The sequence below is a fragment of the Flexivirga sp. G2 genome, from assembly GCF_055397625.1.
Window position 1 is genome coordinate 4130678 of sequence record NZ_AP039675.1, and the last position, 22341, is coordinate 4153018.

The window sequence follows — 22341 nt, forward strand, 5'->3', positions numbered from 1 at the left end:
GAATCCAAGCCGACGGTCCACCCTCCAACCGGGCGGCGACACCGATTCCCCACGACGGACCGCGCCACCCGTCACCCGAATGACAGGATGTGTCCATGACGTCGAATCCGCCCGCTGCCTGGCATCCGGACCCCGCCGGCACCAACCGACTGCGCTGGTGGGACGGCCAGCAGTGGACCGAGCACTACCAACCGATGCCGGCGCCTCAGCCGCAGCAACAGCAGCCCGATTCGGCATACCCACAACACGGTCAGCAACAGGGCTACCCACAGCAGAACCAGCAGGGCGGTTACCCGCAGCAGGGCCAGCCGCAGTCCGCGCGCGGCCAGCACTCCGGTTTCACCCAGGGGTATGGCGACCAGACCTTCGGCGGCGCGGTCAACGGGCCGGTCGGACACACCGTGGCCGGCAACGACCGCAACGTCTTCACCGAGCACACGCTCGTCGTGAGCCAGAAGCGCAAGCTGATCGAGCTGACCAACGAATACATGGTCTACGGGCAGGACGGTGCCGAAATCGGTGCGGTCGTCGAGGTCGGACAGAGCAACGCCAAGAAGGCACTGCGCTTCGTCAGCAACCTCGACCAGTTCCTGACGCACCGCCTGGAGATCCGGGACACCAGCGGCCGGCCGTTGCTGTTGCTGACGCGGCCGGGCAAGGTCTTCAAGTCGACCATCGTCGTCGAGCGCCCGGGCGGCGGCGAGATCGGTCGACTGGTGCAGCAGAACGTCTTCGGCAAGATCCGCTTCGGCCTGCAAGTCGGTGGCCAGGACGTCGGCACCCTGAACGCCGAGAACTGGCGCGCCTGGAACTTCGCGCTGCTGGACGGCAGCGGCGTCGAGGTCGGGCGCATCACCAAGACGTGGGAGGGGCTGCTCACGACGATGTTCACGACGGCCGACAACTACGTCGTGCACATCCGCCCTGAGCTGCAGGATCCGTTGCGGTCCTTGGCGATCGCGGCCGCGCTGACCGTCGACACGGCTCTCAAGCAGGACGACCGCTGACCGCGATGACGACTGTGCTGGTGGTCCAACCCGCAGCGGACGACGGGTTGGGCAGGTTCGACGAATGGCTCACCGCCCAGGGCATCGCCCTGCAGACCGTGCGCCCGTATGCCGGCGACGTCGTCCCGGAGCGGCTGCGGCACGACGGACTGATCGTGCTCGGCGGCGAGATGAGCAGCAACGACGACGCCCGCTTCCCATGGCTCGAGCAGATTCGCGCGCTCTTCCGGGATGCGGTGCTGCAGCACCGGCCGACGCTCGGCATCTGCCTCGGCGGCCAGTTGCTGGCGCAATCGCTCGGGGGCGCGGTCGCCAAGGGTCTGCACGGGACCGAAGCCGGAGTGGTCACCGTGGAGGCGACCGACGCGGCAACCGGGGACGTGTTGTTCGAGAGCCTCGGACCGACCTTCCCCGTGGCGTCGATGCACGGCGACGCGATCGAGCGGATCCCCGACGGCGCCGAGTTGCTCGGGACGTCGAATCCCTATGCGCAGCAGGCTTTTCGCGCGGCGCCGAACGCTTGGGGTGTGCAGTTCCACCCGGAGGTCACCCCGGCAACGTATGCCGAGTGGGCCGCCGCGTTCCACAGCACCGACGCAGCAGAACGCGATCGCGTCGCTCGCGGCGTCGACGAACTGGCCGCGGCGGACCCGGAGGTGCGGAGGACCGCAGCGATCATCGCGTCCCGCTTCGCAGCACTGGTGCTACGGGCTGCGCACAGCGACCCGCCGGCGAGCTGAGACCGACCCACGACACGCGTTCAGGACCGGCAGTGCGTGCGCCATACCGCACCTTCTGCCGGACCCGGCACGTGGTGGCGGCCCATCCGCTCCCCGCGAGTGGCTACCGTCGGGTCCATGTTGATCGCCAAGGACGCTGCCCAACTGTCACACGCGGGCAACACACAACTCTCCCTCGCCGCTCTGGCCGGGATCGCCACGGTGGTGTTGCTGATCGTCGTGGTGAAGCTGCACCCTTTCATCTCGCTGATCCTCGGGTCGGCGATGGTCGCCCTCGTCGCGTGGGTGCCGGCGGCCGACGCGGTCACCAGCTTCACGAACGGTGCCATCACTCCGAACGGCGGTTTCGCCGGCACGGCAGGGTCGGTCGCCTTGCTCATCGCGCTCGGCGCGATGCTCGGTCAGATCCTGGTCGACTCCGGCGGCGCCGGAGTGGTGGTCGACACCATCAGCGACAAGCTGAGCGGCTCCGCCCTCCCGTGGGGTATGGCGCTGATGGCCGCCCTGATCGGCCTGCCGATGTTCTTCGAGATCGGCGTCGTCATCCTCGTCCCGATCGTGCTGATGGTGGCGCGTCATACCGGCCAGCGATTGATGCTGGTCGGCATACCCGCCCTCGCCGGACTGTCGGTGTTGCACGGACTGGTGCCACCGCACCCCGGCCCGGAGACGGCGATCGCATCACTGCACGCCGACCAGGGGCGAACGCTGCTCTTCGGGCTCATCGTCGCCATACCGACGCTGATCATCTGTGGCCCGCTGCTCGCCCGCGTCCTGGATCAGCTGGTACCGATCGAGCACCCGACCCTGCCCGGTGGCGGCACACAGGACATCGACGAGAAATCCGGCCTGAAACGCGCGCCCGGGTTCGGTCGCTCGGTCGCGATGCTGCTGCTGCCGGTCGGTCTCATGCTGCCGTCGGCGATCATCAACCTCGTCGTGTCCGACGAGAACAATCGCGCACGGCAGGTCCTCGACGTGATCGGCACCCCGTCGGTGGCCCTGCTGACGACCGTCGTCGTCGCCTACTTCGTACTCGGCATCGGCACCGGTATGTCGCGCAGCCAGGCCAGTGACTCACTCGGCGGCGGGCTGCCAGGCATCGCCGGGATCATGCTGATCGTCTGTGCCGGTGGCGGATTCAAGCAGGTGCTCGTCGACGCGGGCGTCGGCAACGTCATCGCCGACTGGGCCGACGGCAAGAACATCAGCGTGCTGTTGCTGGGCTGGCTCGTCGCGGTCGGCATCCGGCTGGCGACCGGTTCAGCAACCGTCGCCACCGTCACCGCCGCCGGCATCGTGAGCGGGCTGGCGGCCGACCTGTCGCCCAGCCACCTGGCGTTGCTGGTCCTCGCGATCGGCTGCGGGTCGCTGTTCTTCTCGCACGTCAACGACGCCGGCTTCTGGCTGGTGAAGGAGTACTTCGGCATGACGGTCGGCCAGACGATCCGCTCCTGGTCGCTGATGGAGACCGCCATCTCGGTCGTCGGCTTCGCGTTCGTGATGCTGCTGAGCACCATCACCTGACGCGCGAGAGCCCGGGGAGCTCCGAGCGAGTAACCGACGACAGTAGCGACCTACTCGCCGAACCAGCCGGGCCGCGCGACACGCAACCGCAGCACCCGCTCCGACTCGCTCGCCTCACGCACGTCCCGCACCCGGCCCTCGAGCAGCATGGTGAGGGAGACGAGGCCGACGAGCCGGGTCGAGTCGTCGCGGTCGACGACGGGCATCTTGTCGACAGCGTTGGCAGCCATGGCATTTACGGTCTCGCGCAGCGTCTGGTCGGCGTGGGTGACGATGGGTGCGGAGATGCACAGCTCCTGCAGGGAGGTGTCGCCGCCCTGCTCGTGCACCGCTGTCTCCAACTGCGTGCGGGTGACGACTCCGACGAGCGTGTCCTCGCCCTCGATGACCGGGTAGAGCATCTGCCGCCGCGTCTCGACGGTCGCCGGCTCGTTGCCGGAGATGACATCGAGCGCCTCGGCCGCCGACAGGTCGCTCTCGTAACTGAGGATGTCGCGGGACATCACCTCGCCGACGAAGTAGATCTCGAGCGGGTCGACGTCATACTCCCGAGTGAGGTGGTAGCCGCGTCGCGCGATCTTCTCGGTCAGCACCGAGCGCTTCAGCATCAGGCTGGAGATCGCGAATGCCGTTGAGGCACCGATGATCAGCGGCAGTATGGCGTCGAAGCGACCGGTCAGCTCCATCGCGAAGATGACACCCGTGAACGGCGAACGCATCACCCCGCCGAGGACTCCCGCGAGCGCGACCAGTGCCCAGAAGCCGGGACCGACGTGCGGGAAGATGTTCGACTCGAGCGCACCGAGCGCGCCACCGATCATGAACATCGGCGCGAGCACACCGCCGGAGGTGCCGGACCCGAGCGACAGCGACCAGATGAGGGTCTTGACGATGAGGATGCCGACGACCAGCCCCAGCGAGATGCTGCCGTCGAGTTCGGCGCCGATGATGTTGTAGCCGACACCGAGTGCCTCCGGCACGATCATGCCGCCGATGCCGATGATCACGCCGCCGATGGCCGGCCACCACATCCAGTGCACGGGCAGCCGCCGGAAACCGTCCTCCGCCGCGTAGACCAGGACCGTCGCCACGATGGCCAGCAGGCCGGCGACGATGCCGGTGACGACACACAACAGATCCGCGACCGGCGTCACGTGCAGCGCGCCGTGCACCGGGAACAGCACACCATTACCCAGCATCGGATGCCGGATGACGGTGGCGACGCACACCGCGGTGGCGACCGGCACGTAGCTGCGCGGCCGCCATTCGAAGAGCAACAGCTCGACGGCCAGCATGACGGCGGCGAAGGGAGTGTTGAAGGTGGCCGCCATACCGGCTGCGGAGCCGGCGACGAGCAGCGTCTTGCGTTCGTCGGCGGTCAGTCGCAGGAACTGCGCGAAGAGCGACCCGATCGCACCGCCGGTCATGATGATCGGACCCTCGGCACCGAACGGCCCACCGGTGCCGATCGCGATCGCCGACGACACCGGTTTGAGCACCGCGACGCGCGGCTGGACCTTGCTGCCTCCGAGCAGGATCGCCTCGATCGCCTCGGGCATGCCGTGGCCGCGGATCTTCTCCGAGCCGTAGCGCGCCATGACCCCGATGACGAGCCCGCCGACGATCGGCGCGAGCAGCACGATGTACCAGTGGGCATGACCGCCGCCCGGCGCGACGATCTCGGTGCTCACCCGCTGATAGAAGACTGCGTTGGTGATCAACCCGATGAGTTTGAGCAGCGCCCAGGCGACCACTGCGGCGACGGCCCCGACCGGGACCGCCAGAGCGGCGATGACGAGCAGGCGCGGGGTGGCGCGGAAGTCACCGAGGTGATGGACATCGCGCGGGACGTCGTGGGGCGCGATGGGCTGGGTGGTGCTCAAGAGGTCACTCGCTTGTCGTTGCGTTTATGTCGTAACACGACTATGTCGTGCGGCGACATGTTATAGGGTTTGACCACCTCTCGCCGAAAGGGTCTCAGCCTGTGGCCACCCGCCCACGCGTCACCAACGCCGACTACGCCCGCCTGCTCCGATTGCGCACGCGGCTGCGACAGTTCGAGCACTGGAGTGCCGAGCAGGCGGCGGCGATGGGTCTGACCTCGAGCCAGCATCAGCTGTTGCTCGCCATTCGCGGTCATGGCGGTCACGAGGGCCCGACGATCGGCGACGTGGCCAGCTATCTCCTGGTGCGGCACAACACCGCGGTCGAGCTGGTCAACCGCACCCAGGAGCTCGGACTCATCGAGCGGCACCGCGACGGCACGGACCAGCGCGTCGTGCGACTGGCGCTGACCGACGAGGGCAGCAAGCGGCTCAACGCGTTGTCGGCCGATCACCTCGAGGAGCTCGCACAGCTCGCCACCGTCGTCGACGAGCTCTTCGCCACCCTGCACACCGCCTGACCCGAGCGCCGGCCCGCACCGTATGGCGGCTGTTCGGGCTTGTTCGGGCTGCTCGCCCTGGCTCGGCCCTCTTGCTCTCATGGGGTTCAGACGTCACCGAAACGTCTGTGGTGGGTGGGAACTCGGAGGGGCACCATGGCAGAGCTGGCATTTCAGGTTGCGCATGCAGACCTGTACCTCCCCTCATACGAGGCGGCGACCGACGAAGCGCCATACCTCCCGAGTGCGACGCTCCCCGGCTGGGAACGGAAGCGCCACGGGGAGTGGACGTCGTGGTCGCCCGCCGGCTTCGACCCGGGGCGCCTGATCGGATCGGGGTGGAAGATCCACGTCAGCTCGACGTATGACGCTGCGCAAGCGACCCTCGACAGCACGGCGCAGGCGTGCCGCGACCATGGTGTCGCGTTCAAGCACCTCGCGGATCCGCTGCAGTTCCTGTTGCTGCATCACAAGCACGGCCCGCGCGTGCAGTCCGGCAAGTTCTGCACCCTGTATCCCGTCGACGTGGACCAGGCGCGTGCCGTCATGGAGCGAATGGCCGAGGACCTCGCCACCAGGACCGGCCCCTATGTCCTCACCGACCGTCGGTACGCACCGAACAGCGTCATCTCCTATCGGTACGGCGCGCGCGTCGGAACCGGGCGGGTCGAGTTGGACGGCACGACGACGCAACTGACGATCGACGAACACGGCGAGCAGGTACCCGACGCTCGGGAGCCCCGGTTCCACCTACCCAAGGGAGTTGCCGACCCGTTCGCCCGCCCCGAAGCAGCGAGCGAGGCCGACGACGACGGCCTGCTGAACGGCCGCTACCGGGTGCTGAGCGTGGTGCAGCACAGCAACGCCGGGGGTGCCTACATCGCGCTCGACGCGACCAGCGGACAGAAGGTCTTGCTCAAAGAGGCGCGGCGCCACAACGGGCTACACCCCGATGGGACCGACGCCTGCGCACGCTTGGCGCACGAGTACCGGATGCTGCGCACCATTCACGCCGCCGACCCTGGGCTGTGCCCCGAACCGATCGAACACTTCACGGTCTGGGAGAACGACTTCCTGGCGATGGAGCTGGTGCCCGGAGTGCCGCTTGTCTCGTGGTACTCCCACAACGGCGTCCTTCAGCGACTCGATGCATCGCCCGCCGAATGCGCCGACTACCTCGACAAGGTCCAGCTGATCCTGACCAGCATCCGCGGCAACCTGGACCGACTGCACGCACTTGGCATCGGCTTCGGCGACGTCAGTCACGGCAACATCCTGGTGGGTGCCGACGACCGCACGACGCGGCTGATCGACTTCGAATCCAGCGGCACCCTCACGACGCTCGCGACCAGCCCCGGCACGCCATGGTTCCGGGCGCCCGGCGGCACAGCGGAAACCCTTGCCAGTCATGACGATTACGGCTACTCGACGTGCGCTCAGCTCTTGTTGTTCCCACTGATGGGCCCTCTCGACCGCGACCCGGCAGGCCGTCTACCGCTGTTACGCCGAGACCTGGAGGCCGTCATACCGGTGCCGGAAGGACTGTGGCGCGAGGCCACCCGTTTCCTGGCACAGGTGCCCACACACAACCCGCTGCTGCCGAGCTGCTCGGAGCTCGACGAGACACCTTCCGACGCGCTCTGCCGGATGACCGGGATGCTCCGCGACGGGCTCCTGTCGATGGCCCGACCGGACCGCGACGACTGGATGTTCCCGCTGCACCCGGACGGCTACCGCCGTGGAAGCCTCGGCCGGGCGTACGGAGCGGCCGGCGTACTGGACGCGCTGCGTCAGGTCGATACGCCCGAGGACCAACTCGCGCAGTACTGGGACCGCTTGGAGCTCGAGACGGTCGCGGCGCTCGGCGATGCTCCGGCGCCGCTTCCGCCGGGCCTGCGGTCCGGGTTGGCCGGCATCGCGTGGGCGCTGGCTGATGCCGGACGGACCGAGGCAGCTGCCGGACTGATGCAGCGCGTGCATGAGCACCCGCTCACGCGGCAACTCCGGCGGATCGCAGCCGATAGGGGGCGACCCGTCGAGCAGCGCTTCACCGCGTGGGCCGATCTCGGCGACGGACTGGCAGGCATCGGCATGGCGCAACTGGGCGTCTGCCGTGCGGACCCGTCGGCGGACAGCGGTGCGGCGGTGGAGATCGGTGACCTGCTGTGCGCGCAGGTGGACCGACTGGCCGCCGCCCGTCGAACTCCCGGCCTGACATGCGGCCTCAGCGGTCTCGCGCTCTTCCTGCTCAGCCTCGCGGACACGACCGGGAAGATGCGCTACCGGGACGTCGCCAACGCTTTGCTCACAGCCGAACTCGCACTCGGCACCGTGGACCCCGACGGCACGATCCGCTTCCACGATCTCGGCGGCCGGCGCACGATCGCCTACCTGGGTTCCGGATCGGCGGGCGTCGCCTGCGCCCTCTCCCGGGCCGTCGCGCAAGGCGGTGACCCTGCCCTGTCGGATGCGCTGCCACACGTGCTCGACGGGATGCGCATGCACCTGTCGGTGCAGCCGGGTCTGGACGCCGGTGTCGGCAGCTGGGTCTACGCATTCGTCGAGCACTCCCGATGGGCCGGGACGGACGACGATCTGCATACCGCGCAACGGATCGCCACGTCGATCACGAAACATCTCGTCCCGTGGGGCGCCGGCCTCGTCCCCCTCGGTTCGCTGGACGCGCGGCTGCATGCCGACCTGACCAGCGGAGCGGCGGGCGTCCTGCTCGCGCTGGCCAAGTCGACCTCACACCCCGAGGCGCGCGCCTGGACGGTGGACTGAAGTGTCCGGACAAGAGCGCACCGACGCGTCGATCGTTCGATTGCTGTGGCCGTGGATACGGCCGAACGCGCGGGTGCTGGGCATCGCCCAACTGATCGGACTGCTCGGAGCCGCTGCCGGCCTGGCCAGTCCACTCGCGACGAAGTCCGTGGTGGACGGTTGGTCCGACCGGCCCTCCCTGAACGGTCCGGTCGGAGTGCTGCTCGGTCTGCTCGCAACGAGCCTGGTTCTCAGCGTCGCGCAACAGATGGTGCTCGCGTGGGTCGGGACACACACCGTCGAGCGGGCCAGGACGCTGGTGGCCGACAGTCTGGTGCGGGTCAAAATGTCCGAGCTGACCGGTCGTCCGCGCGGCGAGCTGGTCTCCCGGATCACCGCCGATCCGCCGTTGCTTCGTGAGGCGACCAGCACCGGGGTCGTCGGCATCCTCACCTCGGTGTGCACGGTCGTCGGGTCGGTCGTGCTGATGGCACGGCTCGATGCGGTCCTCCTGCTGGTGGCATTGCTCGCGATCACCGCGATCGCCGTCCTGATCGCGCTCATCCAGCGACCCGCTGCGCGTTCCTTCGAGCAGACGCAGGTCGCGGTCGCCCGGATCGGCGCCACCTTGGACGGCATCATCGGTGCCTTGCGCACGGTCAAGACGTCGAACGCACAGGACCGCAACGCGGCGCTGATGCGCGATCACGCCAAGGCAGCGACCAAGCACTCGTTCCGCGCCACTCTCGCCGAGTCTGCAGGCGCGGCAGTCGCTTCCGCCGGAATCCAGTTGGCGATACTCGCGGTTCTCGGCGTGGGAGCGCTGCGGGTGGGCGCCGGCGACCTGACCACTGCGACGCTCGTGGCCTTCCTCCTCTACCTCGTGCTCCTGGTCCCGCCGGCCAGCGACCTGGCGCGCAACATCGTCGGTCTGCAGGCGGGGGCAGCGGCGGCCCGCCGGATCAACGCGATCCTGACGCTCGAGCCGGAACGTCGGACGGGCGAGATCGCCCCGTCATCCGGCGTACTGCGGGTGGCGAACGCGAGCCTGACGTACCCGGGCGCCACCGGTCCCGCGCTGCGCGAGCTGTCGCTCGCATTCCCCGAGCGCGGCCACTGCGCCATCGTCGGACCGTCCGGTGCGGGGAAGACGAGCGTGTTGTCGCTCCTTCTCGGCCTCGTCGACCCGGACGACGGCGCGGTCCTGATCGGATCCCGTGACCTCCGCGAACTGTCGTTGACGAGCGTGCGCGATCAGATCGGGTATGTCGAACAGGCCGCGCCGCTGCTGGCCGGGACCGTGCGAGACAACTTGTCCATCCGCCATCCCGGAGCCACCGACGACGAACTCTGGACGGCGTTGGCAGCCGTGGGACTCGCCGACCGGCTACGGATGCTGCCCCAGGGTCTCGACTCCCCGATCGCCGCAGATCTCCTCTCCGGCGGGGAGTCTCAACGGATCGCGTTGGCACGCATGATGATTCGGCCACCGCGAATCTCGATTCTCGACGAAGCGACCGCGCAACTCGACGCCGTGACCGAGCTCGTCGCCGCCGATGTTGTCCACCGCGCGGCACGCCACGGGTTGGTCATCACGGTCGCACACCGTCTGTCGACGGTCCTCGACGCGGATCGCATCTTCGTCATGGAGCACGGTCGACTCCTGGCAGCCGGCCGTCATCTCGAGTTGATGTCGACCTGTGCGCTCTACGTCGATCTCGTGCAGGCCCTCCGGATCGGACCGGACGCGTCCGCGCCCGACACGACTTCCCTGTCGATCAGGGTTGGTTCACACAGATGATGGAAGGAAGGGAACTCAGATGAAGACAGTCATCGAACTCCAGGTCCTCGACACCGAGGATGTCGACAGGCCCGATGAGCTCTTCGGTGCGGGGAGCTGGTTCAGCATCTCGTCCGATTGCCGGATGCCCTACGACCACCGATGCCCGGCCTGACGGAAGGAATGATCATGCAAACGATCTTGGACCTGCAAGCCATGGAGACCGACGAACCCGAAGCGCTCTTCGGCCTGAACAGCTGGATCAGCGTCGACGGCGCCTGCTGGACGCGCCGCCACTGCCAGTACTGACCGCTACTCGTGTCCGGCCGCTCGCATGGCGGGCGGTCGGACACGGCGTGTTTCGCGTGTTGTTCGACATCGGCGACGTCGAACGTCACATCGGCACCACCGGACTCTGGTGAAATGGGAGCGTGATCGCAAAGGGAGGGGCGACCGTGACCACCACACATTCCGACTCTGCGCAGCTCGGGGCCGACGCCGGCGCAGTTGCGCGCTTCGTCGCTCCGGGCATCGACAGCCTGAACGTCCGGATGGGACCGAGCACGGCATACCCGGCGGTCGGCCTGCTGATGCCGGACGCTCGGGTCGTCGGCATCGTGTATGCCGGGTGGCTGCAGATCACCGAGGGACCGCTGGTCGGCGGCTGCGTGAGCACCGACTACCTGATCGCTGATCAGCCGACGACCGCGCCGTCGACCCCGTGCCCCCGCATCATCGGGCGGGTCACCACCGACAACCAGTTCGCCAACATCCGCTCGGGTCCGGACTTCTGTCATCCGATCATCGGCCGGTATGCCAGTCATGAGCAGGTGCACGGGGCGCTGGTCGACGACGGCCCGTGGATCCGCACCGATCGTGGCTACGTCAATGGCGGCACGATCGCGGTCTACGCGACCGACCCGCGGGTGCTCAACGGATGCATCCCGACGCACCTGCTGTCGCCGATCCCGTTGTGCTACAACGCCGAATCCACCTTCGAACCCGGTTACACCCCGAGCACGCCGCGCTATCTGAACGGCTCCGCGCTGGACGCGCTGCACCGTCTGCAGGCCGCGTTCAAACGCAGCTTCGGCCACTACGCGGCGATCGACCTCACCTATCGCTCGTACGACGAGCAGCTCTACTGGCACGAGAAGTTCGGCACTCCCCGCGCTGCCCGCCCAGGAACGTCCAACCACGGACTCGGTCTCGCGATCGACTTCGAGGAACGCGACGACCCGTGGATCTACTCGTGGGGCGAAGTCGCCAACCGGTGGCTGCTCACCCATCAGGCCGACTTCGGCTTCGACAACCCGTTCGCCCCGACACTGCAAGAGGGCGAGGACTACCACTTCAACTTCGTCGGCTGAGTTCTCGGCTCCGACTCCTCGCGGGACTGGGGGTGGCGCCCGCCGAACGAGTTCGGCGGCGCCACCCCCAGTTCCGGTCGTCGTCTCCGCGGCCGTCCCCGTGCCGTCCTGCCGAGTTCGAAAGCTCCACCCCCGGTCCCGGTCGTCGTCTCCGCGGCCGTCCGCTGCCGTCCCTGTGCCGTCGTGCCGTTCTGCCGAGTTCGGCCCACCGGCCGCCGTACGGCAGTAGTGTCGGTGCGCCCGTTCCGCCACATCTTCGGAGATGAAACATGCATCGTCGTGCAGCAACGCTCGCCGCGATCACGGTCGCAGCAGCAGCGCCCGCCTTCGCCCTCTCGCCCGCGGCCGTCGCCGATCCGGGCCATTCGTCCCCGACGACGCAGCTGTCCCACCAGCGGTCCGTCAAGTCTCTGTCGTCGCGGACGGACAAGCACCTGACGCCGCGAACGCACTTCACCATGGCACCCGACGGATCCAGCGGGACCACGGCCGGTGGCGCGGGCATCCCGAACATCGACTCGGTGAAGTCCACGATCCGCACCTACTACAACGCCGACTCCAGCGGTATCGCGAGCAAGACCTCCTCGCCATACATCTCCGAGATGACGTCGATCCTGGCGAAGGAGACCAAGAAGCTGAAGGGTCTCTACCAGCAGAGCCGGGCACACGGTAAGACGCCCGCGATCGTGTTCGACGCCGACGACACGACGCTGATGACCTATGACATGGAAGACGGCGCCATGCACTTCAACTTCAACCCGGCGCTGCAGGACACCTGGGTGCAGGACGAGAAGTTCCCGGCGACGCCCGCGATGGTCACCTTCGTGAAGGCGGCGCAGGACGCCGGCTTCACCATCTTCGGCCTCACCGGTCGCAACGACGACCAGAAGACCGCCACCGTCGACAACCTGAAGAAGGTCGGCTACACCGGCTTCACGAGCGACCGGTTCTACACCAAGTGGACCGGCAAGGGTGACAGTCAGCAGCCGTCATACATCACGTGCGCGACCTCGTCGTGCACGACCGTGGAGTACAAGGCCGGCACCCGCAAGCACATCGAGTCGATGGGCTACGACATCGCGCTCAACGTCGGCGACCAGTTCTCCGACCTGCAGGGCGGGTATGCCGACAACACTCTGAAGCTGCCGAACCCGACCTACTACCTGCCCTCCCCCGACCTGCCCGGCATGAACGAACCGAAGCTGGCGCCGCGCACCCACTTCACCATGAACGCCGACGGGTCGAGCGGGAAAACCCAAGGCGGAGAGGGTATTCCGAACATCGACTCGGTGAAGTCGACGATCCGCACGTACTACGGCGCGGGCTCGGACGGCATCGCGAACAAGACGGCCTCGCCGTACATCAGCGAGATGAAGCGCCTCACCTCCAGCATCACGCCGGTGCTCTCGGCGGCCTGCACGGTCGGCAGCATCTTCGGCGCCAAGCCGGCCATCGTGCTCGACGCGGACGACACGACGCTGATGACCTATGACATGGAGGACGGAGCGATGAAGTTCAACTTCGATCCGGTCCTGCAGGACCAGTGGGTGCAGGACCAGCGGTTCCCGGCCACGCCCGGGATGGTCAGCCTGGTGAACGCCGCGAAGAAGTCCGGGTGCACCCTCATCGGCCTGACCGGCCGCAACGACGACCAGAAGGCCGCGACCATCGGTAACCTCGCCAAGGTCGGTTACACCGGCTTCACCACGCCGAACTACTACACGAAGTGGACCGGCAAGGGAGACAGCCAGCAGCCGTCGTACATCAAGTGCGCGACCGCCAAGTGCACGACGATCGAGTACAAGTCGCAGACCCGGGCGCACGTCGAGTCGCGCTCCGGCGGTGACTACAACATCATCGCCAACTTCGGTGACCAGTTCAGCGACCTGATCGGCGGGCACGCTCTGGTGCCGGTCAAGCTGCCGAACCCGACGTACTACCTGCCGTAAACCGCTGACCCGCGGGTCGAGTGCCCGCAGGAGCGAAGCGGCGGCGGACGTATCGAGACCGCCGAAGAGGCACGGAACACGCTGAGAGGACACGTGGAACGACCCGGTCGGGTCGATCCACGTGCCCTCTCGGTCGTTGTGTTGTCCGCTCGGCGACAAGGCGGCGGTCCGACCCGGGATAATGGCGCAGGTGAACCCGACTCGACTGCGCACCGTACTGGCCCGCTGGACCGTCTGGGCTCCTGTCCTGGCACTGCTCCCGCTCCCGTTCACCTTCGGCAGACACGTCGGCGCCGCCTGGATCGTCATCGTCGCCGTGCTGCTCGGCGCATCCGTGCTGGCCGCCGTCCACCATGCCGAGGTGGTCGCGCACCGGGTGGGTGAACCGTTCGGGTCGTTGGTGCTGGCCGTCGCGGTCACCGTCATCGAGGTCGCGTTGATCGTCACGCTGATGGTCAGCGGCGGTTCCGACGCCAACACACTGGCCCGGGACACCGTCTTCTCCGCGGCGATGCTGACCTGCAACGGCATCGTCGGCGTCTCCTTGCTGGTCGGCGCGATGCGGCACAACACCGTCACGTTCAACGCCGAGGGGACGGGCGCGGCACTCGCCTGCGTGCTGACCCTCGCGACCGTGTGCCTGGTGCTGCCGAACTTCACCTCGAGCGTCTCCGGACCGGAGTTCTCCGGGTCGCAACTGACCTTCGCGGCCATCGCCTCGCTCGCGCTCTACGGCCTCTTCGTCGTCACCCAGACCGTGCGGCACCGCGACTTCTTCCTGCCGGTGCACCGCGACGACTACCAGCCACTCGCTCGCGGCAGCGAGCCGGAAAGGGCTGCTCTCGTTGACGATCCGGCGACACAGGAGTCCGAGGGCGAGCACGCCGAACCGCCCAGCAACCGTGCCGCGGTGCAGAGCCTGGTGCTGCTCTTCGTCTCGCTGGTCGCGGTCGTCGGCCTGGCGAAGGTCGAGTCGAAGCCCATCGAGGACGGCGTCCGGTCACTCGGCCTGCCGCACTCCTTCGTCGGCGTGATCATCGCGGTGCTCGTCCTCGCTCCGGAGACGCTCGCCGCGGTCAACGCCGCACGCCGGGACCGTGTGCAGATCAGCCTGAACCTCGGCTACGGGTCCGCGATGGCCTCGATCGGCCTGACCATCCCGGTCATCGCGGTCGCGTCGATCTGGCTGCCCACCGACCTGCACCTCGGCCTCGGGAACACCCAGATCGTGCTGCTCGGGATCACCGCGGCCGTCGGCATCCTCACCGTCGTGCCGGGTCGTGCCACGCGGCTGCAGGGCGGCATACATCTGCTGTTGATGGCGGCGTTCATCTTCCTCGCCGCGAACCCCTGACGTCGGTCGAGTAGCGATGGAGGAGCGAGTCGGGGTCCCCGCGAAGTATCGGAGGAGCGGAGCGGGGGAGAACTTCGTGGGGTGACGGAGCGGGGGAATCGCGTATCGAGACCTTGCAAGGGTCTCGATAGACCTCCTCCGCTGCGCTCCCCCGGCACTCGACCGACGTGGTGGTCAGAGCCACTTCCGTTTACGGAAGACGACGAAGAGCACACTGCACACGATGAGCATGAGCAGGATCGCGAAGGGATAGCCGACCCGCCAGGCCAACTCGGGCATCTGGTGGAAGTTCATGCCGTAGATGCCACTGATCAGCGACGGCGCGAAGAGGATGGCGGCCCACGCGGAGATCTTCTTGACCTCGTCGTTCTGGTCCATCCCCGCCTCGGCGAGGCGGCGCATCTCCTCGTTCTGGGTCTGGGCGACGAGCGTCGCATTCAGGGTGAGTATGTCGGCGAGCGTGCTGCGGAAACCGTCCACGCGCTCGACGACGCCGGTGACGTGGTCCTGCACATCTCGCAGATTCCGCTGCAGTTCCTCGTCCGTGCCGTACTTGTCGAACCCGGCCTCCAGGTCCCGCATCATCTGCAGCAGCGGCTTGGTCGCACGCTGCAGCTCGGCGACCTCACGGGAGAGCTCGTAGATGCGACGGGACACGGCCGGGTCGGACTCGAAGACCTGGTTCTCGATCTCGTCGATGTCGTTCTCCAGCCCGGCGACGACGGGTGCGTACCGGTCGACGACGAAGTCGATCATCGCGTAGAGCACCGCCTCCGGGCCGCGGGCGAGCAGCTCCGGGTCGCCCTCGAGGCGCTCCCGGACCGGTGCCAGCTTCGGCCGGTCGGTATGCCGGACGGTCAGCACGAAATCCGGGCCGATGAAGATGTGCAGCTCGCCGATCTGCACCGTCTCCGACTCGTCCAGGTAGATGGCTGGGCGCAGCACCGCGAAGAGCGTGTCGTCATACCGTTCGAGCTTGGGGCGTTGATGCGCGACGATCGCGTCCTCGACGGCCAACGGGTGCAGGTTGAAAACCGTTGCGATGTCGTTGATCTGGTCTTCGGTCGGGTGATAGAGACCGATCCAGGCCATCGGCTTGTCGGGCTCGTGCAGCCGGTGCATGGCCTCACGCAGCGACCGCGGGGCCTCCACCCGGCGACCGTTGCAGTAGAGCGCCTTCTCGACGACCGACTCCTCGACGGGCACCGGGTCCTGGTCACGACGAGGCTGCAGCACACGTTCGGGCGCGTCCTCGCTCGGCGACGGGCGACGGCGGGTGCCCAGCACGTCCGTCGGGCGGAAGGCGCGGTTCCTCCAGTTCGGCACCATCCGAGCGTAGTGCCGAGTGACGCACGTGCCATCGACCGACGCACGTGCACGTGCGTCAGTCGGCGTGAACTGCGTCAGTCGGCGGGGCGGGTCATCGCCAGTACGTCGAGCACCCGGCCAAGGTCGGCCTCGCTGATCGCGCCGCTCTGCACGTGTCCGCGTTCGACGACGACCTCGCGGATCGTCCTGCCCTCCTTGAGGGACTGCTTGGCGATCGCGGCGGCCTCGTCATACCCGACGTAGTGGTTGAGCGGAGTCACGATGGACGGTGAGGACTCGGCGAACTCACGGCACCGGTCGACGTTGGCGGTGATGCCGTCGATGCACCGATCGGCGAAGAGCACGCTGACGTTCGACAGGATCTCGATCGACTGCAGCAGGTTGTCGGCGATGACCGGCAGCATCACATTGAGCTCGAAATTGCCGGCGGCGCCACCCCACGCGACCGCCGCGTCATTGCCGACGACCTGTGCTGCGACCTGGCACACCGCTTCTGCCAGCACCGGATTGACCTTGCCGGGCATGATCGAGCTGCCGGGCTGCAGGTCCGGCAGGAATATCTCGGTCAGCCCGGTCCGCGGGCCGGACCCCATCCAGCGGATGTCGTTGGCGATCTTCGTCATGCTGGTCGCGATCGTCCGCAGCACTCCGGACAGTTCCACGGGCGCATCGCGCGCACCCTGTGCCTCGAAGTGGTCCGCGGCCTCCGTGAGCGGCAGGCCCATGTCGTCTGCCAGGCGTGAAATCACTTCACCAGCAAGGCCTTTCGGTGCATTGATGCCGGTGCCGACCGCGGTGCCGCCGAGTGGGAGTGACCCCACCCGCGGGAGTGCGTCCTGCAGGCGTGCGACGCCGAGCCGGATCTGCGCGGCATATCCGCCGAACTCCTGACCGAGGGTGACCGGCGTCGCATCCATCAGGTGCGTCCGCCCCGACTTCACCACGTCGGCGAACTCGGTCGCCTTCCGCTCCAATGCGTCGGCGAAGTGCTCCAACGCCGGGATCAGCGTGCGGACGACCGCGCGCGTCGCGGCGATGTGTATGGCGGCAGGGAACTGGTCGTTGGACGAGAACGGATCGTTGACGTCGTCGTTGGGATGCACCGGTTCACCCAGCGACTCCTGGGCCAGCGTCGCGATGACCTCGTTGGCGTTCATGTTCGAGGACGTGCCCGAGCCGGTCTGGAAGACGTCGATCGGGAACTGCGCATCCCAGTCCCCGCGGGCGACCTCCGCCGCCGCGTCGTGGATCGCCTGTGCCTTGCGCTTGTCGAGCATGCCGCGCTCGCCACGGACGAAGGCGGAGCAGCCCTTGATCGACGCGAGTGCCCCGATCAGCTCCCGCTCGATCCGCCGGCCGGACACCGGGAAGTTCTCCACCGCGCGCTGGGTCTGCGCACGCCACTTGGCATCGACCGGTACCTCGATGTCGCCCATCGAGTCGCGCTCGGTGCGCGTCGCGGAGGTTGAATCACCTTGTGCTGACATAGCTTTCGGCTCCCGTCATGAACGTATGCCGAAGCGTCGATCAGCAGGCCCCGGCCCGTCGACCAGTCTGCCACTCCGTCAGCAGCGCTGGCCGAGGGGCCCATGAGGGACGGGCGGGAGTCTCGAGGTCTCAGCCACCCGACCCGGCCTTGATCGGCGCACGGCCGACGGGCTGCTCCGGTCGAGGCGTGAGTGGCTTGGGTGCCTTCGTCGCGCGAGAGGCCGGCTTCCCGGACCGCAGGATGAACTTGCGGCCGTAGTGCTTGATCGTCGTGTGCGCGTCCGGACCGTCCTCGAGTTGATAGGTCGTCCGCTCGTGCGTGATCTCGACCCGGATCTTGCAGCCCTGCCAGCGGATGGTGAACGCGAGCCGCTCGATGCCCTCGGGCAATGCCGGTGCGAAGCTCAACTGGCCGTGGTGATCGCGCATCCCACCGAAGCCGCAGACCAGGGCCAACCAGGCGCCGGCGAGCGATGCGACGTGCACGCCGTCCTTGGTGTTGTGCTCCAGGTCGTGCAGGTCCATCAGCGCGGCCTCGGTCGCATAGTCGTGCGCGAGGTCGACGTGACCGACCTCCGCCGCGATGACCGCTTGGGTACAGGCCGACAGCGAGGAGTCGCGGGTGGTGAGCGGCTCGTAGTACGCGAACGCACGTGCCTTCTGCTCAGTGGTGAATTCGTCGCCGCACCAATGCATTGCGAGGATCAGATCGGCCTGCTTGATGACCTGGCGCGGGTAGATGTCGACATACGGGTAGTGCAGCAGGAGCGGGTAGCTCTGGCTGTCGTGCGTCTCCTGGAAGTCCCACACCCGATGGTTGGTGAAGTCGGCGTCCTGCATGTGAACGTCGAGCTCGTCGTCATACGGGACGGCGATGGTCTCCACCGCCGCCCACCACTCGGCGCGTTCGGCCTCGGTGACCTTGAGTTCCTTGGCGACCTTCGGCCAGCGCTCAGCGGCTTCCGCGGCGTACCGCATGTTCCGCGCGGCCATCAGATTCGTGTAGACGTTGTCGTCGACGATCGCGCTGTATTCGTCCGGTCCGGTGACCCCGTCGATGTGGAAGCGACCGTCGTTGCCGTGATAACCAATGCCGGCCCACAGCCGTGCGGTGCGCACCAGCAACGGAAGCGCGACCTCGCGGTCGAACTCCTCGTCCAGTGTCCAATGGACGTAGCGTGCCGCGGCCGTCGCGACAGCCGAATTGATATGGAAAGCAGCGGTCCCGGCCGGCCAGTATGCCGAGCACTCCTGGCCTCGGATGGTGCGCCATGGGAAGGCAACACCCTTGAGTTTCAACGTGTTCGCGCGTTCTTCTGCAAGATCTGCGATGGACAACCGCCAGATCAGCGCGTCGCGCGCGGCCTGCGGTGCGGTCGCGGTCAGCACCGGCAGGACGTACATCTCGCTGTCCCAGAAGCAGTGTCCGTCATACCCCGGACCGGTCAGGCCCTTCGCCGGTATGGCGCGACCCTCCGCCCGGGCACCCGACTGCAGCACGTGCCAGAGACCGAAACGCACCGCCTGCTGGATGACCGGGTCACCGTCGACCTCGACGTCGGCGCCGTCCCAGAACTCGTCGAGGTAGGTGCGCTGCTCGGCGACCAGGTTGTCCCATCCGGTGTGCAGCACCGCGGACAACGCGGCGTCCACCTGGTCCCGCAATGCCGGCAGGGTGCGCTGCGAACTCCAGCCGTAGGCAACGTATTTCGTCATACCGACGCTCTCGCCGGGCTCGAGCTCGGTGCCGAGGGTGGTGCGCGTCCAGTCGGGCTGAACGTAGGTGTTGCTGTGGAACTCGGTTCCGTCGTCGCCGTGGATCTCATGGTCGCAGGCGACGGCCACGCGCAGCTTGCTCTTCTTCGTGCGATGGATCAGCAGCGACCGGTTCTCGGTGTTCGAGGCCTCCTCCGGCTTCAGCGGATCCTTCAGCGCAGCCGCCACTCGTGGGTCCTTGGACGCGACCGCGAGCTTCTCATTGGCGACCATCTCCGACTGCATGACGATGCGCACCGGTTTGTTGACGGCCTCGACCGTGTAGCGGATAGCGAGGATCGCGCGCTGGGTGAACGACACCAGGCGGGTGGAGCGGATGCGGACCTGCGTCCCTGCGGTGGTCTCCCAGGTCAGGTCGCGGTGCAGCAGTCCCTCACGCAGGTCGAGCGTGCGCTCCTGGTGTCGCACCACGCCATACCGGAGGTCGAGCGGCTGGTCGTCGACGAGCAGCCGGATGATCTTGCCGTCCGTGACATTGACGATCGTCTGCCCTTCCTCGGGGTATCCGTAGCCCGCCTCGGCATACGGCAGCGGGCGTTCCTCGTAGAAGGAGTTGAGGTAGGTCCCGAGCAGACCGTTCGGCGTGGACTCGTCGTAGTTCCCGCGCACGCCGATGTGTCCGTTGGAGAGGGCGAAGACCGACTCCGACTGCGCGAGATTGCCCGGATGGACACCGAGTTCGCGGACGCGCCATGGCTCGACGGTGAATTCGCTCTTGGCGTTGTCGGTCATCGTTCAGCCCTTACGTTCGATCAGTTCGGCGAGATCCTGCACCACGACATCGGCACCGTTGTCCTTCAACGCATCCGCGTGCCCCACGCGGTCCACGCCGACGACGTAGCCGAAGTTGCCCGCGCGGCCGGCGGCCACTCCCGAGGTCGCGTCCTCGAAGACGACCGCCTGCTCGGGCGATGCGCCGGCGAGTTTCGCGCCGGCGAGGAACGAGTCCGGTGCCGGCTTGCCCTTGATGTGCTGTTCCGACAACGTGACACCGTCGATGCGGCCCTCGATGTACTGCTCGAGGCCGGTGACCTCGAGGACCATCTTGGTGTTGGCGCTCGAGGAGACCACGATCCGGCGCAGGCCCTGCTCCTGTGCCAATTGCAGGTAGCGCCGACTCCCCTCGTAGACCTTGACGCCGTTGCGCTTGATCTCGTCCTGGACCTTGTCGTTCTTCCGATTGCCCAGGCCCCAGACGGTTTCGGCGTCACCACCGTCGTCCGGCGATCCGTCCGGCAGCTGTATGTCGCGGGACTTCAGGAAGTCGCGGACGCCGTCCTGACGCGGCTTGCCGTCGACATACTTGTTGTAGTCGTCATCGGTGAACGGCTGAAATCCCTTGCCGTCCTTGGCTTCCAGGTAGGCATCGAACATCTGCTTCCACGCCGTGCGATGCACGCTGGCGGTGTCCGTGAGGACACCGTCGAGGTCGAAGAGGCAGGTGGTGATCGAGTCCGGCAGTCCAAGCATCGAACGTTCCTCAGTTCCGTCGGCAGTTGGCTCGTCGTGGTCGCACACCTTGTGGGCTCTTTGGCAGATTAGACCCGAACCGGTCGTCGTCAAGGAGATTCGGCGCAGTGTTCGGACACGCGCAACGGCCCGGTCACGTGCAGCAGCACGCGACCGGGCCGAGGCGGCGGCGATCAGGTGGTGGCGTGGCCGGCCAGCGCATCGACCGCTGCGCGCAGCGAGTCGGGATTGTCGGCCGCCTCGACGATGGCGTCCACCGCCGGGTCACCGCACGCGACGATCGCCGCGAGGACGATGCCCGCGGGAGGAGTCCGATCGCGGTCGTTCCCCTGCGCCATGTGCGCGGCCCGCAGCTCACCGCGAAGACCGTGCAGCATGCGCCGCATGCTCGCGGTCACCCGCTCGAACCGGCCGCGTCGCGGGCCCCGGCGACCGCGGCCGCCCGGGCCGAATCCGGCGAAACCTTCACCGAACCCGTCGAATTCCCCGCCCCACGGGCCTCGGCCGTGCGGACCGCCGTGCCACTGGCCACCGCGCCGGTCCTCACGGTCCGCCCGCTCGTCGTCGCGGCCTCGACGGTCATGATCGGAGCGGTCTCCGCGCTCACGGCGCTCACCGCGCCGGCCGCGTCCGCCGCGGTCACGACGCTGACCCCAGCGGTCGGTGATGTCCTCACCGAAAGCCTCCCGGACGGCGTCGCGGACCTTGTCCAGGTCGATACCGATGGCTTTCAGCGCCTCCCGATCCTCGTCGAGGCTGTCCGCCGAGTCGGTCGGCTGCTCGACGTCGTCGTCCTGGCGCCGGTCGTCGTGCTTCTCCGCCACCACCCGACGTGCCCAGTCGTAGGTGACTCCCTGCCCGGCCAGCACTTCGTATGCCGAGCCGCGCACGTTGGCCAGCAGGCCGAGCAGCAGGTGGTCGGGTCCGAGCAGGTCGTGACCGAGCTCGCGGCGCTCCTCGGTGGCCTGGAGCATTGCTATCCGAATCTCAGGATCTCTGAACATGGTGGTCTCTCCTTGAAGTGTGTTGGTTCCCAGTGCGTTTCACGCCTGGGGTGCACGGCTGAGGGCGTCATACAACAGCCCCTCAGGAGTGCTTCTGATGAACGGCCTGCCGGCTGACCTGCAGGACATCGGCGATGGCCTGCCAGCTCCAGCCGCGCTCCCGGGCGTTGCGCACCTGCACGTCCTCCAACCGGTCGGCGAGGACCCGGAGCGCGCGAACCGCCGCCAACCCCTGCGCGGGGTTCGTACTCGCAGCGGCCTCGGTGAGCTTGAGTTCGTCGTTCATGTGTCAATAAAACCTGACAAGAATCGCCTTGTCAACTAAACCTGACACACCCCTGATGCCGAATGACGGCTTCTTCGGCGAGTGACGGCCCGATCCGACCGTCAGTCGCCGAGGA

At 67.5% G+C, this 22341-nt stretch carries 17 protein-coding genes; 10 read left to right on the forward strand and 7 right to left on the reverse strand.

Annotated features, from left to right (window positions below; translation table 11 throughout):
- Window positions 1-95: 95 nt before the first annotated feature.
- From ACZ50J_RS20025 to ACZ50J_RS20035, 3 genes are all read left to right on the forward strand, one after another.
- Complete coding sequence (locus ACZ50J_RS20025) at window positions 96-1007, forward strand: LURP-one-related family protein (RefSeq protein WP_464298916.1); 912 nt, start codon at window positions 96-98, stop codon at window positions 1005-1007.
- A 5-nt stretch (window positions 1008-1012) separates the two neighbouring features.
- Entirely contained in the window at window positions 1013-1747 is a 735-nt protein-coding gene (locus ACZ50J_RS20030; protein WP_464298917.1) for a type 1 glutamine amidotransferase, read from the forward strand.
- 117 nt (window positions 1748-1864) lie between these two features.
- Entirely contained in the window at window positions 1865-3274 is a 1410-nt protein-coding gene (locus ACZ50J_RS20035; RefSeq protein WP_464298918.1) for a GntT/GntP/DsdX family permease, read from the forward strand.
- 50 nt (window positions 3275-3324) lie between these two features.
- Here the strand turns inward: ACZ50J_RS20035 and ACZ50J_RS20040 are convergent, their stop codons facing one another.
- Window positions 3325-5157, reverse strand: a complete 1833-nt coding sequence (locus ACZ50J_RS20040; protein WP_464298919.1) for a chloride channel protein — start codon at window positions 5155-5157, stop codon at window positions 3325-3327.
- A 101-nt stretch (window positions 5158-5258) separates the two neighbouring features.
- Here ACZ50J_RS20040 and ACZ50J_RS20045 point away from each other — a divergent pair, with 101 nt between their 5' ends.
- The 7 genes from ACZ50J_RS20045 (at window position 5259) to ACZ50J_RS20075 (ending at window position 14873) form a co-directional block, all read left to right on the forward strand.
- Window positions 5259-5678 (forward strand): MarR family winged helix-turn-helix transcriptional regulator, encoded by a 420-nt coding sequence (locus ACZ50J_RS20045; protein WP_464298920.1) that lies wholly within the window; start codon window positions 5259-5261, stop codon window positions 5676-5678.
- A 135-nt stretch (window positions 5679-5813) separates the two neighbouring features.
- Window positions 5814-8441, forward strand: coding sequence for a class III lanthionine synthetase LanKC (gene lanKC / locus ACZ50J_RS20050; protein ID WP_464298921.1), 2628 nt, complete (start codon window positions 5814-5816; stop codon window positions 8439-8441).
- A gap of 1 nt (window position 8442) precedes the next feature.
- Window positions 8443-10221: an ABC transporter ATP-binding protein gene (locus tag ACZ50J_RS20055; protein WP_464298922.1), complete on the forward strand. Its 1779-nt coding sequence runs from the start codon at window positions 8443-8445 to the stop codon at window positions 10219-10221.
- A gap of 19 nt (window positions 10222-10240) precedes the next feature.
- Window positions 10241-10375, forward strand: coding sequence for a hypothetical protein (locus ACZ50J_RS20060; protein WP_464298923.1), 135 nt, complete (start codon window positions 10241-10243; stop codon window positions 10373-10375).
- Window positions 10376-10655: 280 nt separating this feature from the next.
- Window positions 10656-11570 (forward strand): D-alanyl-D-alanine carboxypeptidase family protein, encoded by a 915-nt coding sequence (locus tag ACZ50J_RS20065; protein WP_464298924.1) that lies wholly within the window; start codon window positions 10656-10658, stop codon window positions 11568-11570.
- A gap of 269 nt (window positions 11571-11839) precedes the next feature.
- The gene (locus tag ACZ50J_RS20070; RefSeq protein ID WP_464298925.1) at window positions 11840-13519 is read left to right on the forward strand and encodes an HAD family acid phosphatase; all 1680 of its coding nucleotides are present in this window, start codon (window positions 11840-11842) and stop codon (window positions 13517-13519) included.
- A gap of 190 nt (window positions 13520-13709) precedes the next feature.
- A complete protein-coding gene (locus ACZ50J_RS20075) occupies window positions 13710-14873 on the forward strand; it encodes a calcium:cation antiporter (RefSeq protein ID WP_464298926.1) in 1164 nt (387 codons plus the stop codon).
- A gap of 174 nt (window positions 14874-15047) precedes the next feature.
- On the opposite strand, the gene ACZ50J_RS20080 is transcribed toward ACZ50J_RS20075, so the two are convergent.
- The 6 genes from ACZ50J_RS20080 to ACZ50J_RS20105 form a co-directional block, all read right to left on the reverse strand.
- A complete protein-coding gene (locus tag ACZ50J_RS20080) occupies window positions 15048-16199 on the reverse strand; it encodes a magnesium and cobalt transport protein CorA (protein ID WP_464298927.1) in 1152 nt (383 codons plus the stop codon).
- A 77-nt stretch (window positions 16200-16276) separates the two neighbouring features.
- Window positions 16277-17689, reverse strand: a complete 1413-nt coding sequence (locus ACZ50J_RS20085; protein ID WP_464298928.1) for a class II fumarate hydratase — start codon at window positions 17687-17689, stop codon at window positions 16277-16279.
- 130 nt (window positions 17690-17819) lie between these two features.
- On the reverse strand, window positions 17820-20198 hold the full coding sequence (locus ACZ50J_RS20090) for a glycoside hydrolase family 65 protein (protein ID WP_464298929.1): 2379 nt from the start codon (window positions 20196-20198) through the stop codon (window positions 17820-17822).
- A gap of 3 nt (window positions 20199-20201) precedes the next feature.
- Window positions 20202-20936 (reverse strand): HAD family hydrolase, encoded by a 735-nt coding sequence (locus tag ACZ50J_RS20095; RefSeq protein WP_464298930.1) that lies wholly within the window; start codon window positions 20934-20936, stop codon window positions 20202-20204.
- A 173-nt stretch (window positions 20937-21109) separates the two neighbouring features.
- Complete coding sequence (locus ACZ50J_RS20100; protein WP_464298931.1) at window positions 21110-21940, reverse strand: Clp protease N-terminal domain-containing protein; 831 nt, start codon at window positions 21938-21940, stop codon at window positions 21110-21112.
- Between the two features lie 82 nt (window positions 21941-22022).
- Entirely contained in the window at window positions 22023-22226 is a 204-nt protein-coding gene (locus tag ACZ50J_RS20105; RefSeq protein ID WP_325551857.1) for an RNA polymerase subunit sigma-70, read from the reverse strand.
- Window positions 22227-22341 lie beyond the last annotated feature (115 nt).